The organism is Chromobacterium vaccinii (assembly GCF_000971335.1).
In the GTDB taxonomy this organism is placed as follows: domain Bacteria; phylum Pseudomonadota; class Gammaproteobacteria; order Burkholderiales; family Chromobacteriaceae; genus Chromobacterium; species Chromobacterium vaccinii.
This window is the reverse complement of record NZ_JZJL01000017.1, coordinates 31,857-45,060: the sequence shown is the minus strand read 5'-3', so window position 1 is coordinate 45,060 and position 13,204 is coordinate 31,857. Positions and strand designations below refer to the sequence as shown.

Here is a 13,204-nt window from a genome sequence, read left to right as displayed (position 1 = left end):
GCGCAGTCCTCCCGTTTAGTTGGCCGCTGAGGCGTGTTTCTTGCCCCAGGCGCCCGCGCCGTGCTTTTTCTGTCCCTTGGCCTCGCCGGAGGCGGCCGAGGCGGCTTCGCGCGCCTGTGCGGCGCGGTCTATCACCTTGACCTGGGCGCCGTTGCGTAGCTTGTCCACGCCGTCTATCACCACGCGCTGGCCGGGTTTCAGGCCGTTCTCGATGATGGTGTCGCTGCCGGACACCGGACCGGTCCTGACCTTGGCGATGCTGACGGTGGAGTCGCCGCCGACGGTGTAGACGTAGCTGCCCACCTTGCCCAGCTGCACCGCGACGGTGGGGACCACCACCGCGTCCTTGCGCACGCCCAACTGCAGGTTGATGTTGACGAACTGGTTGGGGAACAGTTGCTGCTGTTCGTTGGCGAAAGAGGCCTTGATGTTGATGGTGCCGGTACTGGTGTTCAGCTGATTGTCCAGCGCCAGCAATTTGCCGTCAGCCAGCTTGTGGCGGTTGTCTCGGTCCCAGGCTTCGACCTTCAGCGCCTTGTCGGCGCGGGCGGCCTGCAGCACCGAAGCCAGGCTGGTTTCGGGAACGGCGAACACCGCGTTGATCGGTTGAGTCTGGGTGATGGTGACCAAGCCGTTGGCGTCGCTGGCGTGGACGATATTGCCCGGGTCTACCTGGCGCAGGCCGACGCGGCCGCTGATCGGCGCGACAACGCGGGTGTAGTCGACATTGATGCGCGCGGCGGCCACCGATCCCTGATCGACCTTGACCGTGCCTTCGTACTGTCGCACCAGCGCCTGCTGGGTGTCTACCTGCTGCTTGGAGATGGAGTTCTGGCCGGCCAGTTGCTTGTAGCGCGCCAGATCCAGGCGGGCGTTTTCCAGCAGCGCCTGGTCGCGCAGCAACTGGCCCTCGGCCTGGGTCAGCGCCGCCTGGTAGGGGCGGGCGTCCAGCTCGGCCAACAGCTGTCCCTGCTTGACCTGCTGGCCTTCGGTGAAGTGGATCTTGTCCAGCTGGCCGTCGACGCGGCTGCGCACGGTCACGGTATTGGTGGAAGAGACAGTGCCCAGCGCATTCAACTGCAGGGGCGCGTCCATCGTCCGCACGTCGGCCACGCCCACCGCCATCGGCGCGGCGCCCTTGTTGCGGGCGGCGGCTTCCTTGACGCTTTGATTGTGCTGGTGCCACCACCAGCCGCCGCCCAGCGCGGCGAGCAGGATGAGGATCAGGGGCAGGCGTTTGGATTGGGCTGGCGCGGCGGTGGACATGCGGAAAGCTCCGGGCGGACGTTGAGTGTTGTTGTAGGCAAAGCATGACATTTTTACATGCTTTGTGCTGCGCTTGCGTGTGAAAACAGCGATTTAGTGCTGAATATGCATGTATAAGAGTGAGCGCATTGTATTAGCCTGGTTTGAGTGGGAAATGGCTTTGTGTTGTGAATTGTTAATGGAAAACGAGCATCCGCTTTTTAATATGAATTTAGGGTAAAAGCTCGATAGGCTAAGGCTTTGGCTGCTATGACATTCTGAAGTTGCCGGCCATGGAATGGCGGGGGCGGTGTTTTTACCATTTGTTTACATGCGCCGGGTGGAATCTCTACCTGGCTTTTATTTTGGCGGCCCTAGCATGCTGAATGAAGTGTCAATTACCTGGACGATAGCGTTGCAAGGAGCAAACATGTTGGCTGCATTCAGAAGCATGGCCATTTCGGCGGCCGACCGAAAGCGCCGGAACCCGCCCATGGCCATGCTGGCGCTGGCGGCGCTGGGCGTGGTGTTCGGCGATTTGGGCACCAGCCCGTTGTACGCTTTGCAGGAGGCGTTCAATGGCGATCACGGTGTGCGGCCGACGCCCGACAATGTGATAGGGGTGGTGTCGCTATTTTTGTGGTCGCTGATCCTGATGGTCAGCATCAAGTACGTGTTGGTGCTGATGAGAGCCGACAACCGGGGCGAGGGCGGCATCCTGGCGCTGTTGGCCCAGATCACCGGCGGACGGACGGATGGCAAGGGGCGCGCCGCCTGGGGCTGGGTGTTGCTGGGCCTGGCCGGCGCGGCGATGCTGTACGGCGATGGGGTGATCACGCCGGCGGTGTCGGTGTTGAGCGCGATGGAAGGGCTGCAGGTGGCGACGCCGGCCCTGGCCGCCTATGTGGTGCCCGCCACCGTCGCCATCCTGGCTTTGCTGTTCATGGTGCAGCCTTTGGGCTCCGGCCGGGTGGGGGTGGCCTTCGGCCCGATACTGGCGGCGTGGTTCGCGGCCATCGCCGCGCTGGGGCTGGCCCAGCTGTGGCAGAACCCGGTCATTCTGCAGGCGGCCAACCCTTGGCACGGCATCGCGTATTTCCAGCGCAACGGCTTTGCCGGCTTCGTTTCGCTGGGCGCGGTGGTGCTGTGCCTGACCGGCGCGGAAGCGCTGTACGCCGACATGGGCCATTTCGGCGCGCGGCCGATCCGGTTGGCCTGGTATGGCCTGGCGCTGCCGTCGCTGATCCTGAACTATCTGGGGCAGGGCGCGCTGCTGCTCGCGCACCCGCAGCTGTCCGGCAGGCCCTTCTATTCCATGGTGCCCGAGTGGGGGCTGTACCCGATGGTGGCGCTGTCCACCCTGGCCACCATCGTCGCCTCGCAGGCGCTGATCACCGCGGTGTTCTCGCTGACCCACCAGTCGGTGCAGCTGGGCTTTTTCCCCAGGGTGAAGGTGCTGCACACCTCGGGCAGCCAAAAGGGCCAGATTTACCTGCCCTTGCTGAATTGGATTTTGATGCTGGCCACGATCGCGGTGGTGTTGGGATTCCGCGAATCGGGCAAGCTGGCCGCGGCCTTCGGCCTGGCCGTCTCCACCACCATGGCCATCACCACCGTGCTGTTCGCGGTGCTGGCGCGCCGGCGCTGGCATTGGCCGTGGTGGGCGGTGGCGCTGGTGACGGGAGGATTGTTCGCGATCGACCTGGCTTTCTGGCTGGCTAATGTGCTCAAGTTTTTGGATGGCGGCTGGCTGCCGCTGCTGCTGGGCCTGGCGGTCTTCGCGATGATGGGGTGCTGGTTCGGCGGACGGAGGCTGCAGCGGCATGAAAGCCGCGGCCGCCAGTTGCCGGTGGAGGCCTTGCTCTCCAGCCTGGAGGCGAATCCGTTGATGCGGATTCCGGGCGTAGGGGTATTTCTGTCCGAAAGCGCGGATGGCGCGCCGCCGGTGCTGCTGCACCATCTGAAACACAATCAGGCGCTGCATGAAACCGCGGTCCTGCTGACTTTGCAGATGCTGGACGTGCCGCGGGCGGCCGGCGAGCGCGTGTCGGTGCAGTGGCTGGGGCAGGGCGTGGCCAGGGTGGTGGCGAGCTACGGCTATATGGAGGAGCCGGACGTGCCGGAGGCGATGGCGCGCGCGGCGGAGCTGCTGCGCCTGCCGCCGCTGGAACCGTTGCGCACCAGCTACTATCTGGGCAGGCAGACGCTGGTGGCCGCGCCGGGCAGCGGCGGCTTCAAGCGATGGCTGGTCGGCGTCTTCGCCTTCCTCAGGCAGAATGAACGCAGCGCCACGCTGTACTTCGGCCTGCCGCCCAACCGGGTGGTGGAGCTGGGCGCGCGCATCGAATTGTAGCGTGTCGGCCTCATGAAATTTCCGACCCGGCAGGGCGCGCCGCGACGCCGGCTTCGCCTTGCCTGCTCTGGGTTCTGCGTTCATTTCCGAACATGACATCTTCGTTTTTTGCGTAAATCGCCTAATCCGGGCTAGGCAATGCCGGCGATCGATGTCATTCTTTGCCGCTTTGATTGTCATCCGCCCGGCGCAGAGCCTGGGCGACGCCGGTTCCGGTCCGCGCGGCAGAACAACAGAGTGAGTTGGATATGAGCAAGAAACAAGACGCGCCCGAGCTGCGGCGCACGCTGCAGGCGCGCCACCTGTCGATGATCGCCATCGGCGGCTCCATCGGCACCGGCCTGTTCCTGGCGTCCGGCGCCACCATCTCGAGCGCGGGCGCCGGCGGCGCGCTGCTGGCTTACGCGCTGGTGGGCCTGATGGTTTACTTCCTGATGACCAGTCTGGGCGAAATGGCCGCCTTCATGCCGGTGTCCGGCTCCTTCCAGGCTTACGGCTCGCGCTTCGTCGACCCGGCCTTCGGCTTCGCCCAGGGCTGGAACTACTGGTACAACTGGGCGATCACCGTCGCGGTGGAGCTGGCCGCGGCCGCCATCATCATGAACTACTGGTATCCCGGCATACCGGGCGTGGTGTGGAGCGGCGGCTTCCTGGCCATCATCTTCGCGCTCAACTACTTCTCGGTGAAGGGCTTCGGCGAGGCCGAGTTCTGGTGCTCGATGCTGAAGGTGGCCACCATCATCGCCTTCATCGTCATCGGCTTCCTGATGATTCTGGGCATCATGACCGAGCCGAACCCGAACCGCATCGCGCCGGGCCTGAATGTGATGATGCAGGGCGACGGCGCCTTCGTCGGCGGCCTGGCCGCCTTCGTCGGTGTTGCCATGGTGGTCGGCTTTTCCTTCCAGGGCACCGAACTGATCGGCGTCGCCGCCGGCGAATCGGCCAATCCGGGCCGCACCATTCCGCGCGCCGTGCGCCAGATTTTCTGGCGCATCCTGATGTTCTACATGCTGTCCATCCTGATCATCGGCCTGATCCTGCCGCACAACGATCCGTCGCTGCTGAAGAACGACATGAAGGACGTCGGCGCCAGCCCGTTCACGCTGGTGTTCAACCGCGCGGGCCTGGCCTTCGCCGCCAGCCTGATGAACGCAGTGATCCTGTCCGCCATCCTGTCGGCCGGCAATTCCGGCATGTACGCGTCAACCCGCATGCTGTACGCGATGGCCAAGAACGGCATGGCGCCCAAGGTCTTCGGCAAGCTGACCGATAACGGCGTGCCGCGCAACGCGCTGTACGCCACCACGCTGGTGGCCTGCCTGTGCTTCCTGACCTCGCTGTTCCAGAGCAACGCGGTCTATATGTGGCTGCTGAACTCGTCCGGCATGACCGGCTTCATCGCCTGGCTGGGCGTGGCCATCAGCCACTACCGCTTCCGCCGCGCCTATGTGAGGCAGGGTTACAGCCTGGATGATCTGCCGTACAAGGCCAAGTGGTTCCCGCTGGGTCCGGTGTTCGCCTTCGTCTTGTGCCTGTTGATCATGCTGGGCCAGAACTACACCGCCTTCACCGCGGCCAAGGTGGACTGGAACGGCGTCATCGCCACTTATCTTGGCATCCCGCTGTTTGTGGCGCTGTGGTGGGGATACCGCGTCAAGCACAACACCCGCATGGTGCCGCTGGATAAGGTGGAGCTGGCCGAAGCGCATCGCAACGCCTTGATGCTGCGGGAAGAAACCCGCGGCGGCAAACCGGTTTCCGCGCAGGCGTGATCGGCCTGGAAAAATGCTTGAAAAAGCCCGCTGGCAAGCGGGCTTTTTTTATGGTTTCATCCGCTATCCTGACAACATTTTAAACCTTCCAGGCGGGGTGCCGTATGCAGTTGCTGTCCACCTTCATTACCAAGTTTCTATTCGTGATGGCGGCGCTGCTGCCCATCATGAACCCGCCCGGCCTGGTGCCCATCTTCATCTCGATGACGGCGCGCAACACGCCGCAGCAGCGGCGCTACCTGGCGCGGCGAATCGCCGTTTATTGCGCGCTGCTGTTGATCGGCAGCATGTTCGTCGGCGGCTACGTGCTGTCCTTCTTCGGCGTGTCGCTGCCGGTGGTGCAGATGTCAGGCGGCTTGCTGATCACCTTCGCCGCGTGGCGCATGCTGAACGACACGCCGGCCGAATCCAGCCAGCCGTCCACCGAGCAGGCCAGGGTGGACAGCCAGGCCGAGCTCAAGCAACGCGCCTTCTATCCGCTGACCTTTCCGCTGACCGTGGGGCCGGGCTCGGTGTCGGTGGCCATCACCATCGGCGCCACGCTGACCGGCAGCGGCAAGGGCCTGGTGCGCTTCGTGATCAGCCCGGTGGCCGGTCTCACGGCGGTGCTGGTGTGCAGCACGCTGGTCTACCTGTGCTACGCCAATGCCGACAAACTGTTGCGCTACCTGGGCCAGACCGGCTCGGTGGTGTTCCTGCGCTTGTCCGCCTTCATCCTGCTGTGCCTGGGCGTGCAGATCATGTGGGACGGCTTCGGCGAGCTGGCCAGCCAGTGGCTGCGAGACAACGCCGCGATGCTGCATTGATCGGCATTCCATCCGCGTGCCGCCGGGCCGGCATTTATTGACTTGAGGCAAGGTTGACGAAGGGAGAAGGCGGCAGACTGTGTTCAATGGCAATCCACTGACTGGAGACGGACATGAGCACAAGCGCTTTCTTCATCCCCTCGCTGAACCTGATGGGCGCGGGCTGTCTGCGACAGGCGGTCGACGCCATGCGCGGCCACGGCTTCCGCCGCGCGCTGATCGTCACCGACCAGGGCCTGGTCAAAGCAGGTTTGGCGGGTAAAGTCGCCGAAATGCTGGGCGCGGTCGATATCGAGCCGGTGATCTTCGACGGCGTCCATCCCAACCCCAGCTGCGCCAACGTAAACGCCGGCCTCGCGCTGCTGCGGGAAAAACAGTGCGACGTGGTGGTGTCGCTGGGCGGCGGCTCGCCGCACGATTGCGCCAAGGGCATCGCGCTGGTGGCGGTGAACGGCGGCAAGATCCAGGATTACGAAGGCGTGGACAAGTCGGCCAAGCCGCAACTGCCGCTGGTGGCGATCAACACCACCGCCGGCACGGCGTCCGAAATGACCCGCTTCTGCATCATCACCGACGAGTCGCGCCACATCAAAATGGCCATCGTCGACAAGCACACCACCCCCATTCTGTCGGTCAACGATCCGGAAACCATGGCCGGCATGCCTGCCGCGTTGACGGCGGCCACCGGCATGGACGCGCTGACCCATGCGGTGGAGGCCTATGTGTCCACCATCGCCACTCCCATCACCGACGCCTGCGCCTTGAAGGCGGTGGAGCTGATCGCCGGCTTTCTGCGCCGCGCGGTGAAGGACGGCCAGGACATGGAAGCGCGCGAGCAGATGGCTTACGCGCAATTCCTGGCCGGCATGGCTTTCAACAACGCCTCCTTGGGCTATGTGCACGCGATGGCGCATCAGCTGGGCGGCTTCTACGATCTGCCGCATGGCGTGTGCAACGCGGTGCTGCTGCCGCATGTCCAGGTTTTCAATGCCGCCGTCGCCGGCGAGCGGCTGGGCGATGTGGCCATCGCGCTGGGAGAGAAAGCGCGCAGCGCCGAGGCCGCCATCGCCGCGATCAAGCGCTTGGCCGCCGATGTCGGCATCCCGGCGGGCTTGGCCGCGCTGGGCGTGAAGGAGGCGGATATCCCGACGCTGGCTGAGAATGCTCTGAAGGATGCCTGCGGGTTGACCAATCCGCGCAAGGGCAGCCATCAGGATGTCTGCTCGATTTTCCGCGCGGCGATGTAGCCGATGACAGGGCGGAGCGGCCGATGCGTGAGATCGGCCGCTCCGCAGAGGAAAATTTTTTGCCGATATATATCGTATTACGATAGTTTAATTAAAAGCTAAAGTAGGCGGCTAGGGCTGGAGGAGCTGGTTTGCGCATGCGAAAGCAAGACAGGAGGTAACGATCATGGGAATCGAAATACGTTTGGAAAGAGTGGAGGGGTGCCGGAATCCGCCGGCTGGCGCGTTTCTGGTGGACAGCAAGTGGCCGCGAGGGTTGCCGCGTTCCGCGCTGGCAGCCGGGCACTGGCTACCCAGGGTGATGCCGACCGACGAATTGGTGGCCTGGATGCGTTTCCAGCCGCTGCGTTGGGCGACCTTCTGCGACATCTACTGGGCGGACATGGGCAACAATCCCGCGCGCTGGCTGCCCTTGTTGAAAGCGATGGAGCAGGGCGAGCTGGCGTTGCTGCATAGCGGCGAGCCGGACGAGCATAGCCCGGTGATGGCGCTGAAGGCCTTTTTGCAGCAGCGCTACCGCGAGCGCCAGGGTGAAATGGCGGAGGCGTGAGCAGGATCGCATCGGCGGCCGGGGATGCGCTAGACTGCCGCGCATGATCCACTGTCATTGAAGTCATGGCATGAGCTTGAGCAAGGAAGATTTCGAACGTCTGGCGGATTTTCGTTACCGGCTGCGCCGTTTTCTGCGGTTCAGCGAGGATCTGGCCCAGGATAGCGGCATCACGCCGCTGCAGTATCTGCTGCTGCTGCAACTGAAGGGCTACCCGGGCCGCAGCTGGGCCACGGTGGCTGAGCTGGCGGAGCGGCTGCAGTCCCATCATCACAGCGTGGTGGGGCTGGTCAGCCGCTGCGAGGGGCAGCAACTGGTGCGGCGCCAGCCTGGGCGCGAGGACAGGCGCTGCGTGGAGGTGCACCTGCAGCCCAAGGGCGAAGAGCTGGTGGCCAGGCTGGCCGGCGCGCATCGGGACGAGCTGATCGCCTTGCAGGAGGATGGCGGCTACCTGTCGCTGGACTTGTTGCTGCAGACCAAGCGCCAATTGCAACTGCCGGAGGAGCTGGGCTAGGCAAATAGCGCGGAGCCGTGTTGCATATGGCTTGATGGCATTTAGTAAACTCGCCGTTTTCAGGCAAGATGTCGGGATGCGGTCCGCCGACGGGCGGACAAGAAAGAAAGAGAGAATCATCATGGCATCCGACGCGCCGCAACTTCCGCTGCATCCCGAAACCCTGGCCATCCGCGCGGGCCGGGAGATCAGCCAGTTCAACGAGCACAGCCAGGGCTTGTACCTCACTTCCAGCTTCACTTACGATTCGGCCGCCCAGGCCGCCGCGATGTTTCTCGGCGAGATCGACGGCTACACCTACACCCGGTTCACCAATCCCACCGTGGCGGCGTTCCAGCAGCGGCTGGCGGAGATGGAAGAGGGGGAGCGCGCCATCGCCACCGCCACCGGCATGGCCGCGATCCAGGCCATCATGATGACTTTGCTGCAGGCCGGCGACCACATCGTGTCGTCGCAAAGCCTGTTCGGCTCCACCACCAATCTGTTCGCCAATCAGCTGTCCAAGTTTGGCGTGGCCACCACTTTCGTCGACGCGCGCGACCTGTCGCTGTGGCGCGAGGCGCTGCGGCCCAATACCAAGCTGCTGTTCCTGGAAACGCCGTCCAATCCCTTGACCGAGGTGGCCGACATCGCTGCCATCGCCGATATCGCCCACGCGCATGGCGCGTTGTTGGTGGTGGACAACAGCTTCTGTTCCCCGGCACTGCAACAGCCGCTGAAACTGGGTGCCGATCTGGTCATGCACTCCGCCACCAAGTTCCTGGACGGCCATGGCCGGGTGATGGGCGGCGCGGTGGTGGGCAGCGACAAGCTGATCGAGCAGATCTATCTGCACGTGCGCGCGGCGGGCCCGTCGCTGGCGCCGTTCAATGCCTGGACGCTGTTGTCCGGCATGGAGACGCTGCACCTGCGGATGGAGAAGCACAGCGCCAACGCGCTGGAGCTGGCGCGCTGGCTGGAGGCTCAGCCCAATGTGGAGCGCGTCTATTATCCGGGCCTGGAGAGCCATCCGCAGCATGAGATCGCGCGACGCCAGCAGAAGAGCGGCGGCGCGGTGGTGTCTTTCGTGGTCAAGGGCGGCAGAGAGGCCGCGTGGCGGGTGGTGGACGGCGTTCAGGTGATTTCCCGCACCGCCAATCTGGGCGATGTGAAAACCACCATCACCCACCCCTCCAGCACCACGCACGCCCGCGTGACGCCGGAGGCGCGGGAGCGCGCCGGCATCGTCGAGGGGCTGTTGCGCGTCAGCGTCGGCCTGGAAAATGTGCGTGACCTTCAACAAGATCTGTTGCGAGGCCTTGACTAAGCGCTTTTAACGCGTGTTTCATTCAAACGGCAGTCTAAAATTAGATTGCCGTTTTTGTTTGCCCTGAGGGATGGGTGGCGAGGCAAGTGGGACATGCCTTGACATCGATCAAGTTAAAACGTAAGTTTGAAACGCTTGTTCGAAAGCTGAGATGAGCAAGACCAAATCACAAAACACAATAAAGGCTCTGGAGATCATGGAGGGCAACCGTCCCGATACCGCAACCCGCATCCTGGACGTCGCGGAGCGTCTGTTCGTGGAGCACGGCTTCGAGGCGACTTCTCTGCGAATGATCACCCAGCAGGCCGAGGTGAATCTGGCCGCGGTGAATTATCACTTCGGCTCCAAGGATGCGTTGTTCGAATCCGTGTTTCTGCGCAGGCTGGCGCCCTTGCTGGAAGGGTGCCTGGCGGAACTGGATACGCTGGAGGCGCGGGAAGGAGACTTGCCGCTGGAGCAGCTGGTGCTGTCTTTCATACGGCCCTGTCTGGCTCTGTCCAAGGATCCGTCGCGCGGCGGCGCCATGTTCGTGCGCTTGCTGTCGCGGACCCTGGTGGAGAACCACCGCCTGCTGCGCGAGACCATCTCGCAGCAGTACAGCGTGTTCGTGCAACGCTATACCAGCGCCTTCCAACGGGCGCTGCCGCACCTGGAGCCGGAGCAGCTCGCCTGGCGGATGCACCTCGCCTTCAGCGTCATGTTCAACGCCTTCGCCGGCAACGATGTGCTGAAAATCTTCACGCGCAGCCAGATCGTTACCGCCCGGGATCCGGACATGATCGTCAAGTATCTGGTGCCTTTTGTGATTGCCGGTCTGGTCGCGCCCATCGAAGGCTGATTCCGCATCGCCAGTCCATTACAAGATCACGGCGGCGCATGCGGAACTGAGGGGTCAACACGAGGGTAAACACAATGATTGCTGCCGTTCTTCTGGTCGTGCTGCTCGGCGCGCTGGCGTATTTCGCCGCGCCGGTGCTGGTCTGGACCGTTGGTGTCGCCGCCTGGCTCGCCGCGCTCCAGTTCGTATTCCACTGTCCGGTGCCTGTCGCCGCTTGGGCGGTGTTCGCCGTGGTCGCCGCGGCGCTCAACATCGTGCCGCTGCGCCGCGCCGTTTTCACCGGTCCGGTGTTCGGCGTGTTCAAGAAAATCACGCCGGCGATGTCGCAGACCGAGCAGGAGGCCATCAACGCCGGCACCGTCTGGTGGGATCGCGACCTGTTCTCCGGCAAGCCGGATTACAACCGCCTGCTGTCCTTCCCGGATCCGAAGCTGACGCCGGAAGAGCAGGCCTTCATCGACGGACCGACCGAACAGCTGTGCGGCATGATCGACGACTGGAAGATCACTCACGAGCTGAAGGATCTGCCCCCGGAAGTGTGGCAGTTCATCAAGGATCATGGCTTCCTGGGCATGATCGTCAAAAAGAAATACGGCGGCCTGGAATTCTCCAACTACGCCCACGCTAAAGTCGTGACCAAGATCGCCACCCGAGGCGGCACCGCCGCGGTGACGGTGATGGTGCCCAACTCGCTCGGACCGGGCGAATTGCTGCAGCACTACGGCACCGAGGCGCAGAAAGACTACTACCTGCCGCGTCTGGCCAAGGGCGTGGAAGTGCCATGTTTCGCGCTGACCAGCCCGTACGCCGGCTCCGACGCCGGCGCCATTCCGGATTACGGCGTGGTTTGCCGCGGCTCCTACACTCACCCGCGCACCGGCGAGCGTTTCGAGAACGTGCTGGGCGTGCGCGTCAGCTGGGAAAAGCGCTGGATCACGCTGGCGCCGGTCGCCACCATCCTGGGCCTGGCGTTCAAGATGTACGACCCCGAGCGTCTGCTGGGCGACAAGGAAGACATCGGCATCACCTGCGCGCTGGTGCCGACCGAGCACGAGGGCGTTGAAATCGGCCGTCGCCATTTCCCGGGGGGCTCGGCCTTCATGAACGGCCCGACCTGGGGCAAGGACGTATTCATTCCGCTGGACTGGATCATCGGCGGACGCGAATACGCCGGCCAGGGCTGGCGCATGCTGGTCGAGTGCCTGTCGGTCGGTCGCTGCATCTCGCTGCCGGCGATGTCCGTCGCCTGCGGCAAGCTGACCACCTACACCACCGGCGCCTTCGCCCGCATCCGCGATCAGTTCGGCCTGCCCATCGGCAAGTTCGAGGGCGTGGACGAGGCGATGGCCCGCATCGGCGGCTTCACCTACCAGATGGAAGCGTCGCAGGACCTGGCGCTGACCGCGCTCGACAACGGCGAAAAGCCGTCGGTGCTGTCCGCCATCCTGAAGTACCATAACACCGAGCGCATGCGCAAAACGCTGAATGACGCGATGGACGTGCACGGCGGCAAGACCGTAGTGCTGGGGCCGCGCAACTACCTGGCGCGCGGCTATCAGGCGGTGCCGATCGGCATCACCGTGGAAGGCGCCAACATCCTGACCCGTTCGATGATCATCTACGGCCAGGGCGCGATCCGTTGCCATCCGTTCGTGCTGCGCGAGATGAAGTCGGCGATGGCCAACGACGGCGCAGAGTTCGACAAGGCCATCACCGGCCACATCAATTTCGTGATCAGCAACTTCGTCCGTTCGCTGTGGCTGGGCCTGACCTGCGCCCGCTTCGCGAAGAGCCCGAAGGGCGGCGCCACCGCAGCGTACTACAAGCGCGTCACCCGTCTTTCCAGCGCCTTCGCGCTGCTGTCCGACATGGCGATGTTCAGCCTGGGCGGCTCGCTGAAGTTCCGCGAGAAGCTGTCCGCGCGTCTGGGCGACATGCTGTCCGGCCTCTATATCGCTACGGCCAGCCTGAAGCGTTTCGAGCGTGAAGGTGCGCCGAAGGAAGACATCGCGGTGATGAGCTGGGCGGTGGAAAACGCGCTGTACGATGTTCAGGTGGCGATGGACGGCTTCCTGGCCAACCTGCCTAGCCGCGGTCTGGCCTGGGTGTTGCGTCGCGTGATCTTCCCGTGGGGCCTGACCCTGAAGCCGGCCTCCGACCGCATCGGCACCAAGGTGGCCCGCGCGATGATGGAGCCGGGCGCCACCCGCGACCGCCTGACCCACGGCATGTATGTGCCGAAGTCCGAGACCGATCCGGTGGGCGTGCTGGAGCACGCGCTGCACGCTATCCTGGCTACCGAGCCGGTGGAACAGAAGCTGCGCAAGTTGGCGCGTGACGGCAAGTTCAAGACCATCACCGCGCGCGAGCGCTTGGCTGAGGCGCTGCAAACCGGCCTGATCAATCAGGAAGAGTTCGACGCGGTCACTCGCGCCCGCAAGCTGAAGCGCGACGTGATCATGGTGGATGACTTCGACAAGAAGCTGGATCAGCATGACGAGCAATTGCTGCAGCGCCTGATTTTCTAAATCCGGCAACGTGGTACCATGCGCCGGATGCCGCATGCATCC

Annotated in this window: 10 protein-coding genes; 9 read left to right on the top strand and 1 reads right to left on the bottom strand. The window is 63.9% G+C overall.

The window, feature by feature from the left end:
- Window positions 1–15 precede the first annotated feature (15 nt).
- On the bottom strand, window positions 16–1,266 hold the full coding sequence (locus VL52_RS10420; protein WP_046156975.1) for an MdtA/MuxA family multidrug efflux RND transporter periplasmic adaptor subunit: 1,251 nt from the start codon (window positions 1,264–1,266) through the stop codon (window positions 16–18).
- A 472-nt stretch (window positions 1,267–1,738) separates the two neighbouring features.
- Here VL52_RS10420 and VL52_RS10415 point away from each other — a divergent pair, with 472 nt between their 5' ends.
- The 9 genes from VL52_RS10415 (at window position 1,739) to VL52_RS10375 (ending at window position 13,162) form a co-directional block, all read left to right on the top strand.
- Window positions 1,739–3,598 carry a potassium transporter Kup gene (locus tag VL52_RS10415; protein WP_235429275.1) on the top strand — a complete coding sequence of 620 codons (1,860 nt, stop codon included), beginning with the start codon at window positions 1,739–1,741 and terminating at the stop codon, window positions 3,596–3,598.
- 248 nt (window positions 3,599–3,846) lie between these two features.
- Window positions 3,847–5,373, top strand: coding sequence for an amino acid permease (locus tag VL52_RS10410; RefSeq protein WP_046156973.1), 1,527 nt, complete (start codon window positions 3,847–3,849; stop codon window positions 5,371–5,373).
- A 104-nt stretch (window positions 5,374–5,477) separates the two neighbouring features.
- Window positions 5,478–6,179, top strand: a complete 702-nt coding sequence (locus VL52_RS10405) for a MarC family protein (RefSeq protein ID WP_021476030.1) — start codon at window positions 5,478–5,480, stop codon at window positions 6,177–6,179.
- 113 nt (window positions 6,180–6,292) lie between these two features.
- Window positions 6,293–7,426, top strand: a complete 1,134-nt coding sequence (gene yiaY / locus VL52_RS10400; protein ID WP_046156972.1) for an L-threonine dehydrogenase — start codon at window positions 6,293–6,295, stop codon at window positions 7,424–7,426.
- A gap of 166 nt (window positions 7,427–7,592) precedes the next feature.
- Window positions 7,593–7,976 (top strand): DUF488 domain-containing protein, encoded by a 384-nt coding sequence (locus VL52_RS23955; protein WP_046156971.1) that lies wholly within the window; start codon window positions 7,593–7,595, stop codon window positions 7,974–7,976.
- 70 nt (window positions 7,977–8,046) lie between these two features.
- Complete coding sequence (locus VL52_RS10390) at window positions 8,047–8,490, top strand: MarR family transcriptional regulator (protein ID WP_021476033.1); 444 nt, start codon at window positions 8,047–8,049, stop codon at window positions 8,488–8,490.
- A 121-nt stretch (window positions 8,491–8,611) separates the two neighbouring features.
- Window positions 8,612–9,796 carry an O-succinylhomoserine sulfhydrylase gene (locus VL52_RS10385; protein ID WP_046156970.1) on the top strand — a complete coding sequence of 395 codons (1,185 nt, stop codon included), beginning with the start codon at window positions 8,612–8,614 and terminating at the stop codon, window positions 9,794–9,796.
- A gap of 196 nt (window positions 9,797–9,992) precedes the next feature.
- Window positions 9,993–10,634: a TetR/AcrR family transcriptional regulator gene (locus tag VL52_RS10380; protein ID WP_046157005.1), complete on the top strand. Its 642-nt coding sequence runs from the start codon at window positions 9,993–9,995 to the stop codon at window positions 10,632–10,634.
- A gap of 74 nt (window positions 10,635–10,708) precedes the next feature.
- Window positions 10,709–13,162 (top strand): acyl-CoA dehydrogenase, encoded by a 2,454-nt coding sequence (locus tag VL52_RS10375; RefSeq protein ID WP_046156969.1) that lies wholly within the window; start codon window positions 10,709–10,711, stop codon window positions 13,160–13,162.
- Window positions 13,163–13,204: the final 42 nt, after the last annotated feature.